This window comes from Rhodococcoides navarretei, assembly GCF_038069675.1.
GTDB lineage: Bacteria > Actinomycetota > Actinomycetes > Mycobacteriales > Mycobacteriaceae > Rhodococcoides > Rhodococcoides navarretei.
In genome coordinates this window covers 1,908,289-1,925,006 of the sequence record NZ_JBBPCN010000001.1, presented here as the reverse complement: position 1 = coordinate 1,925,006, position 16,718 = coordinate 1,908,289, and the positions used below count along the sequence as shown (strand labels likewise).

The following is a 16,718-nucleotide window of genomic DNA, read 5'->3' as shown; positions in this document are numbered from 1 at the left end:
CGTCGTCGGTTTCGGCTCTTGCGATGTGGTGCCTGCAGTCAGGGCACCATGTTGCGGACCTGCCGAGCGGCGACCGACAGGGTCGCCAGGTCGAGGGTTCCCGACTCGGCGATCTCGGTCAACGCCGCCCGCGACCTCGCCAGCCGGGACGAGTTGGTCGACTCCCATTCCGCGATCTTCTCCGCCACCGACTCGTCCGGCTCACCGCCGGCCAGTACGGCCTGCGTGATTCCCCGCAACGACGAATACAGATCGTCACGAAGAGCCAAGCGCGCCAACGAATGCCAGCGGTCTCCGCGGGCCAGCTTGGACACCGCGGTGAGCAACCAGTCGATGCCGATGTGTGCGTCCAGGGCGAAGTAGAGCTCCGCGACCTCGGCCCCGTCCCGGTCGACGATGTCCGCGATATCGATGATGTCGAGCAGGCAGTACACATCGAGCAATCCGTAGATCCGACGAGCCAGCTCGGCCGGCGCGCCGCGTTCGATCGCCGCGGCCGACCGCGAGTCCAGGTCGCTGGCCTGATGCCCGGAAATCCACGTCGACACCGACGGCTGCAATGCACGCACCTGCCCGGCGTACCGACTGATCTCCGCGCCGACGGCCAGCGGCTGGGGACGGTTGGCGAGCAGCCAACGCGAGACACGGTCGAGCATGCGGCGCGATTCGAGCAACAGTTCGGCCGAGACCGCAGTCGGCACGTCCGCGGCCCTGATCGAGTTCCACACCTCGTCGAGTCCGAAGATCTCGGTAGCGGCGGCGAACGCGCGGATGGCATCGGTGCCTGCTGCACCCGAATCCTCGGTCAATCGGTACGGGAACGTGATTCCGCCGCAGTCGATCGCCTCGTTGGCCAGGGTGGTGGCGACCAGTTGCCGCCGTAGTGGATGCGCGGTGATCGCATCGGCAAACGGCTCTCGCAGCGGCTCGGGGAAGTACTTGGGCAAACGCGGGGCGAAGACGTCGCTGTCGGGCAGCTCACTGCCCAGCAACTCGGCTTCCAACGCGAGCTTGACGTGCGCCATCATCGTGGCGAGTTCCGGCGAGGTCAGTCCTCGACCGTCCTGCTTCCGCCGTCGTAGATCCGCCTCGGTCGGCAGTGCTTCGAGCTCGCGGTCGAGGCCTCGGCGCACTTCCAGATCCTCGATCACCCGACTGTGCACGGTGACGAGGTTCGGAGCGTCGAACCTGGAGGTGCCCAGCAGCTCGTTCTGCATGATGTTGTCCCACAACACCAGTCGGCCCACCTCGTCGGTCATGGACGCGAGCAGCTCGTCTCGATCCTCGCGCGCCAGGTTGCCGTTGGTGATGGCCGTTTCCAACAGGATCTTGATGTTGACTTCGTGGTCGGAGCAATCGACACCCGCGGAGTTGTCGATGGCGTCGGTGTTGATCTTGCCCCCGGCCGCGGCGTATTCGATGCGGCCCAGTGCAGTGGCACCGAGGTTGCCGCCCTCCCCCACCACCGCAGCGCGAACGTCGATCCCGTCGACGCGAACCGCGTCGTTCGCCTTGTCACCGACCTCGGCATTGGTCTCGGTGGACGCCTTGATGTAGGTACCGATTCCGCCGTTCCACAGCAGATCGGCCGGTGCCCTGAGGATCGCGTTCACCAGCTCCGGCGGGGACAGGGACTGGACCGAGTCGTCGAGACCGAGCGCGGCACGTGCATTGGCACTGATCGGGACCGACTTGCGGGTTCGCTCCCACACTCCGCCGCCCGCACTGATGAGCGAGGTGTCGTAGTCCGCCCACGACGACCGCGGCAGTGCGAACAACCGTTCCCGCTCGGCGAACGAAGACTCACGCTCGGGGTCGGGATCGAGAAAGATGTGCCGGTGATCGAATGCGGCGAGCAGGCGAATGTGCCGGCTGAGCAACATGCCGTTGCCGAACACGTCACCGCTCATGTCGCCGACGCCGACGACGGTGAAATCCTGGCTCTGCGTGTCGATTCCGAGCTCACGGAAGTGGCGCTTGACGCTCTCCCACGCGCCCTTGGCGGTGATGCCCATGGCTTTGTGGTCGTAGCCGGCCGACCCACCCGAGGCGAAGGCGTCGCCGAGCCAGAAGCCGTACTGCGCGGCCACGTCGTTGGCCATGTCGGAGAACGTCGCGGTGCCCTTGTCCGCAGCAACGACGAGATAGGTGTCGTCTCCGTCGCGGCGGACGACGCCGGCGGGAACCGTCACCGTTCCGGTGGCACGGTCGAGGTTGTCGGTGATGTCGAGCAGCCCGGCGATGAACAGTCGGTAGCAGGCCTTGCCTTCCTCGGCATGGGCCTGTCGATCTCGGTCGGCGTCACCGGTCACGACAGGTGGCCGCTTGACGACGAATCCGCCCTTGGCTCCGACCGGCACGATGACGGCGTTCTTGACCATCTGGGCTTTGGCGAGTCCGAGAATCTCGGTGCGGAAGTCCTCACGACGATCGGACCAGCGCAGTCCGCCGCGGGCCACGTCCCCGAACCGAAGGTGCACACCTTCGACGCGGGGCGAGTACACGAAGATCTCGAATTTCGGCTTCGGCTTGGGCAATTCGGCGATCGACTGCGGATCGAACTTGAGCGAGAGGTACTCACGATGTTCGCCGTCGACACCCACCACGAAGTAGTTGGTTCGCAGGGTTGCACGGATCAGCTCGAACATGCTGCGCAGGATTCGGTCGGCGTCGAGGCTGACGACTTCGTCGATCAAGTCCCCCAACTGGGTGCCGATCGACTGCGCGTTCTCCTCCGAGCTGGCAGCGGGATCGAACTGCGCCTCGAAGAGGCCGACGAGCAGTCGCGCGGTGCGCGGATGCGTCAGCAGCACACCTTCGATGTTGAACTGACTGTAGGGAAAACCGGCCTGGCGCAGATACTTCGCGTACGCGCGCAGCACCACTGCCTGCCGCCAGTGCAGGCCGGAGCGCATGACCAGCTCGTTGAACCGGTCCGCCTCGGCCTCGCCGCTCCATACGGCCGCGAACGCGTCGGTGAACCGGTGCTGCACTCGGCTCTCGCGATCGGCGGTGCCTGCCTCGGACAGCTCCGCGTCGATGTCACCGTCGATTGCCGAGCGCAGCATCTCACGTGAGGCAGACAGCCCGAAATCGTATATCCAGCAAGACATTCCGTCCGGCCGCACCACCGGGTACGGCCGTTCGTCGTCGACCTCGACGCCGAGGCTCTGCAGGATCGGCAGCACCTGCGACAGCGAGACACCCGCGCCGCCGATGTACAGCGAGAACCGCCAGCTGCCCACGGCGGACTGCTCGTTGCGGTAGAGCTGCATGTCGATCGACTCGTCGCCGAGCCCTTCGAGGCGAGCGATGTCGGTGACGGCCCGAGCCGGACTGAAGTCCTGCTTGTAGGCCTCGGGGAACGCCTCGGTGTAGCGCTGAATACGCAGCGGGTCGACGGTGCGGTCGAGCGAGACGGCGTCGCCGAGGGAGTCCTCCCAGGTTCGCGTGGTCTCGGTCAGAGCCGCCTCGATCCGAGTGATGTCCTCTGCCGTCAGTTCCGTCGAGGCTGTTCCCGGCGTGCGTCGGACGGTCACGTGCAGCAACGCCAGATCCGATTCCGTGACCCGCGCCGTGTAATCGAGTGAGGTACCGCCGAGTTCGCGGAGCAGCCGATCCTGAATGGCGAGGCGAACGCGGGTGGTGTAGCGATCTCGCGGCAGGTACACCAGTGCGGAGACGAACGAGCCGCTCGCATCGGGACGGACGAACAGCTTGACCTTGCGCCGACGGCCCAGTGCCAGAACAGCACTCGCGGTCTCGAACAGCCAGGCCGCCGAGGTGGCGAACAGTTCCGAGCGCGGCATCGACTGCAGCACTTCGAGCATGGCCTGACCCGAGAAGGATCCGAGATCGTGACCGGCCCGGGCGATCACCGATCGCACTCGACGCTCGATCACCGGAATGTCGAGCACGTTCTCGTGCAGCGCCGTCACGGTGAACACCCCGACGAAGCGGTGTTCGGCGAAATTCTCGGCGTCGAGCACACTCACGAAGTACGGGTAGACGGCGCGGTGCACCGTGGCCGGACTCGCTCCCTGTGTCAGGGCGACCAGGTCTCGCCGACCGATCGGTTCCGAGCCGTGCACGTCGTGCGCCGCGTCCCGCAAGACACCGAGGCTGCTCGACTCCTCGCCGGTGGCCGTCCGTGCGGCGTCGACGCCGTCGATCCGGTACCGGCGGTACCCCAGCAGCGTGTAGTGACCATCGCCGAGCCAGCGCAGCAGGGCGGCCGCATCGCGATGCTCGACGGCGATGTCGGATTCCGCATCACCCGCCCGCTGAGCCGCACCGTCGAGAAGATCGGCCACTTCTGCCTGAACTCGGCGCATGCGATCGGTGTCGCCGACCACCTGACGCACGTCGGCCAGTACCCGGCTCGTCTCCGTCTGCAGGCGTGCGACGGCGTCCTCGGATGTGGAGGAATGAAGCTGAACGTGAATCCAGGACTCGCGTGCTCCACCGGCGATCAGGCCGGTCAGTTCGCCGTCGGCGTCGCGAGCAACCGACAGGATGGGATGCACCACGTCGGTGTATTCGATGCCGAGTCGGGAGAGCAGCGAGATGATCGACTCGACGAGGAGCGACATGTCGTCGGTGACGATCTGCAGGTAGCTGCCGCCCGCCCGATCGGCCGTCGAATCGGATTCGCTCGGTCGGTGAACCGCTACGTTCGCAGTCTCCGGCCGGCGCTGCGCGGCCAACAGCACGTGCCGGCGAAAGGATGTGGTGCCGGGAGAGTGTGCGGACGCCCCGACGGCGGCGGTGTCCACGTGCTCGAAGTACTCGGCTTGCAGGGATGTCAGCTCGGCCAGGAGTCGGTCATCGAGCCCGTCGGCCCAATCGTTGTCGGGCAGGTCCAGCGAGCGTGACATGGTGTTCGAGTACTCCCTCGTGAGGATTTTCCCGACGGCCGTCGATCGCCGGTCGTCGATGACTACTCGACCTTAGTGTCGAACGCCCTGTTACCGCAGTGACCTCGCGGACCCAGCGCGTCAGATTCGGTCGAATGCGTCATTCGACGTGGAGGTACTCGCCGAGGAGGCCACGCTCGTGCTCGTCCAGTGGACGAGACGACGAGGTAGCGAGGTCGAACGCGACCATCAGTGCCTCGGCCTCGGCGCAGACCGTCCCGTCCCGGTCCGTCACCACGTGCCGGACGCCGTACGAGGTGGTCCCGACACGGGTGATCCACAGCTCGATCGTCAGTGGACCCGAGTCGTCGAGAATCGGATGCAGAAAATCGGTGGTCAACTTGCGCACCACCGCCGCGCCCCGTCGCTCCGAACCCCCCAGGACCGCGTTCAGGAACTGAACGCGGCCTTCCTGGAGGTACTCGACGAAGCGGGTGTTGTTGACGTGGCCGAGACGGTCGGAATCTCCCCACCGCACCTGAAGTGTGCAGGTGAAGGTTTTCGTCGACACGTCAGTCCCTGGTCAGCTTTCGGTGCGTGACGCGATGCGGACGGGCCGCGTCGGGTCCGAGGCGTTCGACCTTGTTGGCCTCGTAGCCCTCGAAGTTGCCCTCGTACCAGTACCACGCGGCCTCGTTGTCGCCGAAGCCACCTTCCCACGCGAGGATGTGCGTGCAGGTGCGGTCCAGGAACCAGCGATCGTGCGAGATGACCACGGCGCAACCGGGGAATTCCTCCAGCGCGTTCTCCAGCGATCCGAGCGTTTCGACGTCGAGGTCGTTGGTCGGTTCGTCGAGCAGAATCAGGTTGCCGCCCTGCTTGAGGGTCATCGCCAGGTTCAGGCGGTTCCGCTCACCACCGGAGAGGACTCCGGCAGGCTTCTGCTGATCGTGGCCCTTGAACCCGAACGAGCTGATGTACGCGCGGGACGGGAACTCGGAGCTGCCGACGGTGATGAAGTCGAGGCCGTCGGAGACCGTTTCCCACACCGTCTTCTTCGAGTCGATACCCGATCGGTTCTGGTCGACGTAGCTGAGCTTGACCGTCTGACCGATCTTGACCTCGCCGCCGTCCGGCTCCTCGAGGCCGACGATGGTCTTGAACAGCGTCGTCTTACCGACGCCGTTGGGACCGATGACACCGACGATGCCGTTGCGGGGCAACGTGAACGAGAGATCCTTGATCAGCACGCGGCCGTCGAAGCCCTTGTCCAGGCTCTTGACCTCCACCACGACGTCGCCGAGCCGCGGTGGGTTCGGGATCTGGATCTCGTCGAAATCGAGCTTCCTGGTCTTCTCCGCCTCGGCCACCATCTCGTCGTAGCGAGCCAGACGAGACTTGCTCTTGGCCTGACGCGCCTTGGCACCGGAACGAACCCAGGCGAGCTCGTCCTTGAGGCGCTTCTGCAGCTTCTGGTCCTTCTTGCCCGAGACCTCGAGACGCTCGGCCTTCTTCTCCAGGTACGTGGAGTAGTTGCCCTCGTACGGGTACAGGTGTCCGCGGTCGACCTCGGCGATCCACTGTGCGACATGGTCGAGGAAGTACCGGTCGTGAGTGACGGCGAGAATCGCGCCCGCGTATGCGGCCAGGTGCTGCTCGAGCCAGAGCACACTCTCGGCGTCGAGGTGGTTGGTCGGCTCGTCGAGGAGCAGCAGGTCCGGCTTGCTCAGCAGCAGCTTGCACAGCGCCACACGACGCTTCTCACCACCGGAGAGGTTGGTGACGGGCGACTCGGGCGGCGGGCAGCGCAATGCGTCCATCGCCTGTTCGAGTTGGGAGTCGATCTCCCAGGCATCGGCGTGGTCGAGCTTTTCCTGCAGCTCGCCCATTTCTTCCATCAGCTCGTCGGAGTAGTCGGTGGCCATCAACTCGGCGATCTCGTTGTACCGCTTGAGCTGGACCATCGTCTCGCCGAGACCGTCCTCGACGTTCTCGCGAACGGTCTTGGTGTCGTCGAGGACCGGTTCCTGCATGAGGATGCCGACCGAGGCACCGGGAGCGAGGAACGCCTCACCGTTTCCGGGCTGATCGATTCCCGCCATGATCTTGAGGATGCTGGACTTACCGGCGCCGTTGGGGCCGACGACGCCGATCTTCGCTCCCGGATAGAAGCTCATCGTCACGTCGTCGAGGATGACTTTGTCGCCGTGCGCCTTGCGCACCTTCTTCATGGTGTAAATGAATTCAGCCATGATGCCCAGCTTATCGGTGCGAGCGGGTCTCCGGCACCACCGCCCGCGCGCGCAGCCGCCGTCCACACCCGATCGCAGGTTCCGATGCAGCGCGCACGGCGGCTACCGGCAGTGCGTCAGGCCGGGACGGTCTCGCGCACGTCGTCGTCGATGCGCTCGTGATCCTGATCCCCGACGACAGGTTCGGTCGCTCCCGGGTCGCCGTCCGTCGCGGCGTCGACGGCCACCGTTTTGGTCCGATGGATCGAGACGTTGCACCGCGCGAGATCCGGTCCGACGGCGCTGGCCCGCATCTCGAGGTCGGCGCGTTCGATTCCGTCACGGTTGGTGTACTCGTTGGTCCGCAGCTGTCCGTAGGCGATGATCGGGTCGCCCTTCATCAGCGACGCTCCGACTCCCCGCACCAGGCGACGCCAGCACGTGACCGTCAGGTAGAGAGTTCCGCCGTCGGTCCACTCGCCGGTGTTGCGATCCTGCCGTCGGGCGTTGCTGGCCATCCGGAAGCTGAGGACCTCGTCGCCGGTGGGTGTGGAGCGCTTGACGGGATTGGTGATGACCGTTCCGACAACTGCGCACTGTGCTTCGTACATGGTGACTTCCCCTCGTTCGGTGTCGCGTGATTGCGATCGAGATCGACACTGCTACGGAGAGGACGTCCGTGGTGAACGAGTTCGCGAAATGTGGACAAGCGTCCGGCCTGTGGATGAACGGCCCGAACATGGGCCCGTGCGACCCGAGAATGTCGGGAAGGTGTGCTAGTCGGGATTCTCGGCGTACATGTGGCCGTCGAGCACGGGTATCACGCGACCCGAGGTGAGCGAAGCGACCAGTGCCACAGTCGAATCGGTGTCGGTCACCGCGACCGTCAGTACCGCGCGCGCCCCGTACGAAGTGCCCACCACGAGAACTCCGTGCCCACGCAATTCCGATTCCACCCGACCGACCTCCGCGTGGTCGAGTTCGAGCGTCATGATCTCGCGTCGCTCACGCGTCAGGAACGTCGCTCCGGACACTGCCTCGGTCACCGCGCCGCTGTAGGCACGGGCCAGTCCTCCGGTGCCCAGCTTGGTTCCGCCGAAGTACCTGCTGACGACCGCAACGACGTTGGTCAGGTGATGCCCGCGCAGCACGTCGAGCATCGGTGTGCCTGCCGTGCCACTCGGTTCACCGTCGTCGTTGGAGCGTTCGATGCGCTGCTCTTTCGAGTCGGCCGCTGCAGAATCCACGATGAACGCCGAACAGTGATGTCCGGCAGCAGGATCGGCCTTGCGGGCTGCGGCGATCACAGCCCGCGCCTCCGCTTCGGTGGCCGCGCGATCGACGACGGCGACGAACCGAGACTTCTTGACCTCGGTCTCGCACTCGATGCGACCGGCGATGGTGCGCAGTGGGGTCACCCGGTCACTCTCATACAGCCACACTGTCCACGACATCGTCTGCGGCCCGGACCAATTGGGCGTACATGCCGTCGCTCTCCAGCAGAGACTCGTGGCTCCCGACCTCGCGAACGACGCCGTGGTCGAGTACTGCGATGCGGTCCGCGGAGCGCACCGTGGACAGTCGATGCGCGATCAGGATCGTCGTCCGCCCTGCCATCAGTCCGTCGAGCGCGGTCTGCACTGCGCGTTCGGTGCGATTGTCGAGGGCGCTGGTCGCTTCGTCGAGCACCAGAATCGGCGGGTTGCGCAGCACGGTTCGGGCGATGGCGATGCGCTGCTTCTCACCGCCCGAGAAGCGGTACCCGCGTTCGCCGACCATGGTGTCGTAGCCGTCGTCGAGTCCGTCGATGAAGTCGTGGATCTGTGCCGTGCGGGCTGCCGCGACAATCTCCTCGTCGGTGGCGTCGGGTTTGGCGAATCGCAGGTTCTCTCGAATGGTGGCGTGGAACAGGTACGTCTCCTGGGAGACGACGCCGACCAGGTCGGCGACGGTATCCGACGCCATCTCTCGCAGGTCGATTCCGTCGATGGTGACCGATCCGGCCGTCGGATCATGCAGCCGCGCAACGAGATAGCCCAGCGTCGTCTTACCTGAGCCGGTTGCGCCGACGAGAGCCAGCGTGCTCCCCGCCGGGACTTCGAGGTCGATGCCGCACAGCGTCGGGATCGTTGCTGCGGTATAGGAGAAATCCACGGCACGGAAGGCGACGTCTCCACGGACGGACTCGCGGGGCAGCTCCACCGGGTGGGTGGGCTCAGCCACGTCGATCGGCAGATCGAGGTACTCGAACACTCGGCCGAACAGGGCGAGCGAGGCCTGCACCTCGACGCCGGTGTTGAGCAATTGCATCGTGGGCCGGAACAATTGGGTCTGCAGAGCGGTGAACGCGACGAGAGTTCCGATCGTCAGCGCGCTCCCCTGCCCGATGGTGATACCGGCGAACCAGTACACCAGGGCAGGCATGACGGCGAAGCTGATCTGGATCGTGGCCATGCGCCACTTTCCGGCCATCATCGCCGCGAGTTCGACGCCGGCGACCTCGTGGGATCGGTCGGCGAACTTGCCGGTCAGTGCCTGGGCGGAACCGGTGGTCTTGCCCAGCAGAATGCCACTGACCGAGAGCGATTCCTCGATCTGCACCGACAGGTCGCTGAGCAACTTCTGTCGCTTGATGGAGATCTTGCGGCGCTCGTCTCCGATGCGGCGGGCGACGCGTACGAAGACCGGCAGGATGATCAGCGAGAACGTGGCGAGCTTCCAGTCGAGCAGGAAGAGGGCGACCACCGTTGCGGCGACGGTCGTCGCGTTCTGCGCGATGGACGTCGCGGTGTTGGTGACCACCGATTGCATGCCGCCGATGTCGTTGGCGATACGTGATTGAACCTCACCGGTGCGGGTGCGTGCGAAGAATCCGAGGGATTGGCGTTGCAGGTGCGAGTAGACCTGGACGCGTAGATCGTGCATGAGTCGCTGACCGACGCCGTTGGACATCCAGGTCTGCACGACGCCGAGAGTGTTGGTGGCGACTGCGACTGCGATCATGCCGAGTGCGATGAGGCTGACGAGTGTGACGTCGCGGTCGGGTATCGCATGATCGAGGAGTTCGCGGAGAAGCAAGGGGGACGCGAGCGCGATGATCGCACTCGCCACGATGATCGCGCTGACGATGGCGATCTTGCGCCGGTACGGCGTGAACAGAGCCAGGACTCGGGGCACGGGTGCCGGATCGGCCGCGAGGAGAGAACGTTCGGGTCGGCTTTCCAAGTAGACCTCCGGTGATAGCTGACGTTATATGCAGAGGCTACCTCACTATGAGGTAACGAGCAAGCCTGGCTATGATCCCCTGCATGGAAACCGGACACTCGCCGAACCTGAGCGAGCAGTTCATGGCCGTCGCCCGGCAGATCCGGCGCAGCCACATGACTGCGTTGGAACCGTTCGGCCTCAATCCGTCGCAGAGCCGAGCCCTGCACGTGTTGGCGCGCGAGCCCGAGTCCGTACGACTACGCGATCTCGCCGAGCATCTGCGCATCGTCGCGCGATCTGCCACCGACATCGTCGACTCCCTCGAGGCGGCACACCTGGTGACGCGGCAGCAGGACCCGAGCGATCGGCGCGCCGTCCTGGTGGAGCTGACCGACACCGGCCGTGCACTGCTGGACAGAATCGACGACGCGCGCCGTCAGGTGTCCTCGGAGATGTTCGACGGCCTGGAGCCGGCGGAACGCGTCGAGCTCAACCGACTGCTGAGCAAGATCACCGAGACCGGCTGAACCGAAAGCCGATTACTGCTCGCCGGTCCGATCGCGTCGAGCCAGCTCGGCGAACATCGCATTGTGCGCGGCCAGGTCGGCATCGTGATCACGCTCGGCGGCGCGGTCACCACGCCTGGCATCCCGATCGTCGCTGCGAGACCACTGGATCAGCAGCGCCAGCATGACGAGCACCAACGGAATCTCGCCGGTGGCCCAGGCGATACCGCCGCCGAGCTTCTGGTCTCCGAGCAGATCGGAGTTCCAGTCCAGCCCGAGCGTCCGGTAGAACCAGGCACCCATGACGGTGTTCATGCTCATCAGGGCCACGCCGAAGAAGGCATGGAACGGCAGCGAACCGAATACGACGGCAAGCTTGGTGACGGGAGCGATCTTGCGCGGGGACGGATCGACGCCGATGACGGTCCAGTAGAACAGGTAACCGCTGAGCACGAAGTGCAGGTTCATCAGCAAGTGCGCGCCGTGACTGTCCAGAACCGCTCCGAAGATCCCACCGAGGTACAGCACATAGAAGCCGCCGACGAAGATCAGCGAGGCCACGAGAGGATGTGTCAGGAACTGCGAGATTCGGCTGTGCAGTCCGATCAACAGCCATTCGCGCATTCCGGGCACGCCGTCCTTACCCGCGGCGGGCAGTACCCGCAGTGCCAGCGTCAGTGCCCCACCGAGAGCGAGAAGGACGGGTGCCAGCATCGACAGCATCATGTGCCCGGTCATGTGCACGCTGAACACGGCGGTGGAGTACCGCCCGATTCCCGAGGATGTGCTGATCAGCAGCGTGAGGCAGCCGAGGACCCAGGCGACGGTGCGGCCCACCGGCCACGCGTCGCCACGCAGCCGCAGGCGGCGGACGCCGATCAGATACACCACGGCCAAGACGATCGCGGCGGTACCGAAGATCAGATCGAAGCGCCAGTCCAATGCCATCCGTGCAAACGTCGGCGGGCCGCTCAGGTCGTACCCGAGTGCCGCCTCCGTGGTCGTGAGGTTGGGGTCGATCTCGGCCGGCGGAGGTGTGCGGCCGAGCCCGACGGCCAGGCCGATGGTCGCCGCCAGGACCAGTACTTCGGCACCGGCGAACCGGAGCAGCGGCCCGCGGGCCGAAGGATCGGCGATCAGGGCAGGGAGTGCGCGGCGACGCTGCATCCAGCCGAAACCGCCCAGCACGATCAACGCAACGATCTTCGCGACTACGAGCAGGCCGTAGGTGGTGGAGAACAGGTCGGCGAGCGAAACCCGGACCAGGGCGTTGATGACGCCGCTGATGCCCATCACCACGAAACAGATGCCGGCGATGGTGGAGAATCGGCGAGCCGCGACATCCGCATGCGCGCCGTGCCTACGAACGTGTGCCAGCAGTGCGAACAGTCCGCCCGCCCACAGCGACGCGGCCCCGAGGTGCAGGATCAAGCTGTTGGTGGCGACATCGTGCGATCCGCCCGCCGAGGAGTGTCCGCTCAGTGCGATCGGCAGCAGCGTCGCCAGAGAGAGCCCGAGCAGTGCGGGCGTCCACGCCCACCGCAACACCGTGCGCGACGCGATAGCGAGCACAACGGCCATGATGGCCGTCCACCGCCATGCGCTGGCGATCTCCACCTGGTCGAGCGCGATCCAGAGATTCGCGGGCTTGATGGCTTCCGCGAACGGCTGCCCCGAGGTGTCGGACAGCGTCAGCGGTACGAGGAGCAGCGCGCAGACGGCCCAGACGATCGAGGCGACCGAGCCGGTTCGCACGGCGCGGTAGCCGTCGACGTCGAGCACGCCGTTCTTCTGCGGCGGCACGAGGAACGCGGCGAGCAGAAACGATCCGATGGCGATGACGGCAGCGATCTCGCCGATCGCCCGCAGAGCAGGCAGACCGTAGGTGGTGGCCGGGCCCGGATCCGGAATGCCCAACAACACCAGCGCGTCGGAGGCCGAGAGCATCACGATGAGGGCGGCGACCACACCGGCGATGACGCCTGCGGTGACGAATACCGTCGTCGTGGCCGAACGCGGATCCCCGTCTGTCGAACCATCGTCCGTCCGGACGTCGTCCGCCCGGAGTTCGGCGGTCGAGGGTTCGGTCTTCTCGAGATCCGGTGTTGCCATACCACCAGAGTAAGAGGTTCTCGGCGGTACTCGAAACGCGAGTCCTACACAGCGTCGTACTTGCCCGTGCCTTCGGCCTCGGCGGCGTCGTGGTGGATACGACCGCGGCGGGCGCGCAGCGGTTCGCCGGTACCGCCCCAGCGGTGGGCGATGATCTCCGCTGCGATCGATACCGCTGTCTCCTGAGGCGTCCGAGCACCGAGGTCGAGCCCGATCGGACTCGCCAGCCGAGTGAGTTCGCTCTCCGTCAGCCCCGCCGCTAGCAATCGAGCGGTGCGGTCGTCGTGGGTGCGGCGTGATCCCATCGCCCCGACGAACGCCAGGTTCGGAATGCGCAACGCCACCTCGAGCAGTGGCACGTCGAATTTCGGGTCGTGCGTCAGTACACAGACGACGGTGCGTTCGTCCACCTCACCCGCCGCGAACTGCTCGGACAGATAATCGTGCGGCCACGCGACCACGACCTGCTCGGCGGCGGGAAACCGCTGTGGGGTCGCGAACACCGCCCGTGCGTCGCAGACGGTGACGCGATAACCGAGAAATGCACCCTGCTGCGCTACCGCGGCAGCGAAATCGATGGCTCCGAACACGAGCATCCGCGGCGGCGGAGCGTGGCTCGAGACGAACACGTCCATCCCCTCACCCCGACGCTGCCCGTCCGGTCCGTAGGTCAGGACGGCCGAACGACCTGATGCGAGAAGCCCTTTCGCGTCATCGGCCACGGCATCGTCGGCACGCGCGCTGCCGAGCGAGCCCCGGACACCCGTTTCTCCGACAAGAATTCTTCGGCCGAGCCGTTCCGGATCGGCGTGCGCGACCACCGTCGCCACCGCCACGGGCACGTTGCCGCGAACGTCCGCGACGAGAGCATCCAATTCGGGAAACGTGCGCCGAGAGATCCCCTGCACGAATACGTCCAGGGTTCCGCCGCAGGTGAGCCCGACGGCAAAGGCGTCGTCGTCGGATATCCCGTATCGAGTGAGTACCGGGGCACCGGACACCATCACGTCCTGCGCGAGTTCGTAGACCGCACCCTCCACACAGCCGCCCGAGACCGAGCCGGACACGGCACCGTCCGAACCGACGACCATCGACGCGCCGACGGGACGCGGCGCGGAGTCGAATGTGCGGATCACCGTGGCAACCGCAGCCACGTCGCCGGACTGCCAGACGTGCAATACGTCGTCCAGGATGTCGTGCATCGAACCTCCTTCGGCCCAGGTCGCAGCGATTCCGAGAAAAGCGGGCTCGTCTCAGAATGCCAGCTCAACCCATGCCTGCATCGACGGCATCGGCGTAAAGGTACACTCGTCAACCGTGCTCGAGCGGGTCCGCCCGCACGCGCCAGCCTCCGTAGCTCAGGGGATAGAGCAAGGGCCTTCTAATCCCTTGGTCGCAGGTTCGAATCCTGCCGGGGGCACCCTCTGACCAGCACAAACGCAAGACGCTTCGGCCCACTGTGGTTGACTTCGGGTAACGAAGGGTCACACGTGCATCAGCTCACTCTCGGAGTCCTCTCACGTTCACGCAAGCCGAATGAGCGGCGACTTCCGATTCATCCACTTCATCTCGATCGCATCGACGCCGATATCCGAGCCCGCATGTTTCTCGAATCCGGCTACGGCGAGCCGTTCGGCATCTCCGACGAGCACTTGGCCGCACAGGTGGCGGGCATTCGCACCCGTGCCGAACTCATCGCCCAGTGCGATGTGATTCTGCTGCCGAAACCGCAGGCCGAGGATCTCGCCGCACTGCGTCCCGGGCAGACACTGTGGGGTTGGCCGCACTGCGTCCAGGACCAGGCTCTCACCCAGATCGCCGTCGAACGCAAGCTGACATTGATCGCGTTCGAGGCCATGAATCACTGGACGCCGGACGGCTGGTTCAATCTCCATGTGTTCCACAAGAACAACGAGTTGGCCGGCTACTGCTCGGTGCTGCACGCCCTGCAATTGATCGGATCCACCGGCGACTACGGTCGCAGATTGCGTGCGGCGGTCATCGGCTTCGGAGCCACGGCCCGCGGCGCGGTCACGGCACTGAACGCGCACGGCATCCACGACGTCGATGTCTTGACGCAACGCGGCGTGACGGCCGTGAGTTCGCCGATTCACTCGGCCAACATCGTCAACTTCGATCTCGACGACGCCGATCCCAGGCAGAGCCGAGCTCTGACGCCCGAGGGACGGGTACCTCTGTCACAGTTCCTCGCTGATCACGACGTGATCGTCAATTGTGTTCTGCAGGACACCAATGCGCCGCTGACGTTCCTGACGAATCAGGACCTGCCCACTCTTGCACCGGGCACACTCGTGGTCGACGTCTCCTGCGACGAGGGAATGGGCTTCGAATGGGCGCGCCCCACCTCGTTCACGGATCCCATGTTCACCGTCGGCGACAACATCAAGTACTACGCCGTCGATCACAGCCCGTCCTATCTGTGGAACTCGGCCACCTGGGAGATCAGCGAATCGTTGCTGCCGTATCTGCGAACGGTCCTCGACGGACCGACGGCCTGGAGCAGTGACGCCACCATCGAGCGATCGATCGAGATCAGGAACGGCGTCATCGTGAACCCCAATATCCTTGCGTTCCAACACCGCAGTGCGGAGTACCCGCACACAGCAGCATGACCGAGAACGCAGCATCGAGCATCGCATGGACCGAGGACGGTAGCGACCGAACATCGCGCTGGCAGTCGGAGAACGGCGCTCCCCCGCCCCGTGTGGTGCGGATCGTGAACGATTCGACGACCGCGGATGTGGCGTACAAGATGGCCACGATCGGTGAGGCCCTGCTCTGGCGTGGTGATTTCAACAATGCACGCCAACTGTTGTCGGCGATGACCAGACGGGTACCGGCCGCCAAACACATGCCGGACGCGTCGCCGGCAGAGCGGTTCCATCTGCACCGCCAGTATCAGGCGCGTCGGGCGCGAGTGCTGGGAATGCTTCTGGTGGAACTCGATTCGGACGTCCGCCTCGGCCTGGGCCGGGCACCGGACGTCACGGCGGCCGTCACCGAGGCGCTCGGACCCGACGCCGCGCCGTGCGTGCTGTCGCTCCGCGAGCTGCTCGGCATGATCGGCGCGCACGAGTGGCGCCGCACGGGCGTCTTCGTGCCGGCACTCGACGCCTCGATCCACCCGCACTACGGCGTTTTCTCCCCCGTCCGCGGCGAATATGTTCGACTCGTCACCGACGCACCGCTACCGGTCACGGACCGAGCGTTCGACATCGGCACCGGCTCGGGCGTGCTGGCTGCAGTACTCGCCCGCCGCGGTGTGGCCTCGGTGGTTGCGACCGACAAGGATCCACGGTCGGTCGCGTGCGCCCGTGCCAACATCGAGGCCCTCGGGTATGCCGATCGGGTCGAGGTGGTGCAGACCGACATCTTCCCGCCCGGGCGCGCGGGACTGATCGTGTGCAATCCGCCGTGGATCCCCACCAAACCGACGTCGGGCATCGAGCACGCGGTCTACGACCCCGGCTCGCGAATGCTCAAGTCCTTCCTCAGCCGACTCCGCGGGCATTTGGCCCCGAACGGTGAGGCATGGCTGGTGGTTTCCGACCTCGCCGAGCTGCTCGAATTGGTCACTCGCGCAGAGCTTCTCACTGCCATCGACGCTGCGGGCCTGACCGTCGTCGGACGCACCGACACCACACCGACGCATTCGCGCGTCACCGACAGCACCGATGTGCTGCACGAGGCACGCTCACGCGAAACCACGTCGTTGTGGCGGCTACGCGCACGCTGACTGCGGGACCCACACATGACAGTGCCGCCCGAGCGATGCTCGGGCGGCG

The 16,718-nt window shown here is 65.6% G+C and carries 11 protein-coding genes and 1 tRNA gene; 4 read left to right on the top strand and 8 right to left on the bottom strand.

The features are described from left to right. Window positions 1–38: 38 nt before the first annotated feature. The 6 genes from AABD04_RS09260 to AABD04_RS09235 all read right to left on the bottom strand — a co-directional run bounded on the left by AABD04_RS09260 (window position 39) and on the right by AABD04_RS09235 (window position 10,312). The gene (locus tag AABD04_RS09260; RefSeq protein ID WP_341440984.1) at window positions 39–4,877 is read right to left on the bottom strand and encodes an NAD-glutamate dehydrogenase; all 4,839 of its coding nucleotides are present in this window, start codon (window positions 4,875–4,877) and stop codon (window positions 39–41) included. 139 nt (window positions 4,878–5,016) lie between these two features. Further along, window positions 5,017–5,427: an acyl-CoA thioesterase gene (locus tag AABD04_RS09255; RefSeq protein ID WP_341440983.1), complete on the bottom strand. Its 411-nt coding sequence runs from the start codon at window positions 5,425–5,427 to the stop codon at window positions 5,017–5,019. A gap of 1 nt (window position 5,428) precedes the next feature. After that, complete coding sequence (gene ettA, locus AABD04_RS09250) at window positions 5,429–7,108, bottom strand: energy-dependent translational throttle protein EttA (RefSeq protein WP_032402531.1); 1,680 nt, start codon at window positions 7,106–7,108, stop codon at window positions 5,429–5,431. A gap of 116 nt (window positions 7,109–7,224) precedes the next feature. After that, window positions 7,225–7,698, bottom strand: coding sequence for a single-stranded DNA-binding protein (locus tag AABD04_RS09245; protein WP_335741782.1), 474 nt, complete (start codon window positions 7,696–7,698; stop codon window positions 7,225–7,227). Window positions 7,699–7,863: 165 nt separating this feature from the next. Next, window positions 7,864–8,505 (bottom strand): IMPACT family protein, encoded by a 642-nt coding sequence (locus AABD04_RS09240; RefSeq protein ID WP_341440982.1) that lies wholly within the window; start codon window positions 8,503–8,505, stop codon window positions 7,864–7,866. Between the two features lie 10 nt (window positions 8,506–8,515). After that, window positions 8,516–10,312 (bottom strand): ABC transporter ATP-binding protein, encoded by a 1,797-nt coding sequence (locus tag AABD04_RS09235; protein ID WP_341440981.1) that lies wholly within the window; start codon window positions 10,310–10,312, stop codon window positions 8,516–8,518. An 83-nt stretch (window positions 10,313–10,395) separates the two neighbouring features. Here AABD04_RS09235 and AABD04_RS09230 point away from each other — a divergent pair, with 83 nt between their 5' ends. Beyond that, window positions 10,396–10,821 carry a MarR family winged helix-turn-helix transcriptional regulator gene (locus AABD04_RS09230; RefSeq protein ID WP_341440980.1) on the top strand — a complete coding sequence of 142 codons (426 nt, stop codon included), beginning with the start codon at window positions 10,396–10,398 and terminating at the stop codon, window positions 10,819–10,821. Between the two features lie 12 nt (window positions 10,822–10,833). Here AABD04_RS09230 and AABD04_RS09225 read toward each other — a convergent pair whose 3' ends face one another. Continuing rightward, the gene (locus AABD04_RS09225) at window positions 10,834–12,912 is read right to left on the bottom strand and encodes a cytochrome c oxidase assembly protein (protein WP_341440979.1); all 2,079 of its coding nucleotides are present in this window, start codon (window positions 12,910–12,912) and stop codon (window positions 10,834–10,836) included. A gap of 44 nt (window positions 12,913–12,956) precedes the next feature. After that, on the bottom strand, window positions 12,957–14,114 hold the full coding sequence (locus tag AABD04_RS09220; RefSeq protein WP_341440978.1) for an XdhC family protein: 1,158 nt from the start codon (window positions 14,112–14,114) through the stop codon (window positions 12,957–12,959). Window positions 14,115–14,259: 145 nt separating this feature from the next. On the opposite strand from AABD04_RS09220, the gene AABD04_RS09215 reads away from it, so the two are divergent. From AABD04_RS09215 to AABD04_RS09205, 3 genes are all read left to right on the top strand, one after another. Further along, a tRNA-Arg gene (locus AABD04_RS09215) sits at window positions 14,260–14,332 on the top strand. Window positions 14,333–14,402: 70 nt separating this feature from the next. Continuing rightward, a complete protein-coding gene (locus AABD04_RS09210; RefSeq protein WP_341440977.1) occupies window positions 14,403–15,545 on the top strand; it encodes a N(5)-(carboxyethyl)ornithine synthase in 1,143 nt (380 codons plus the stop codon). Next, window positions 15,542–16,669, top strand: coding sequence for a class I SAM-dependent methyltransferase (locus tag AABD04_RS09205; RefSeq protein ID WP_341440976.1), 1,128 nt, complete (start codon window positions 15,542–15,544; stop codon window positions 16,667–16,669). The genes AABD04_RS09210 and AABD04_RS09205 overlap by 4 nt, the downstream gene beginning before the upstream one ends. Window positions 16,670–16,718 lie beyond the last annotated feature (49 nt).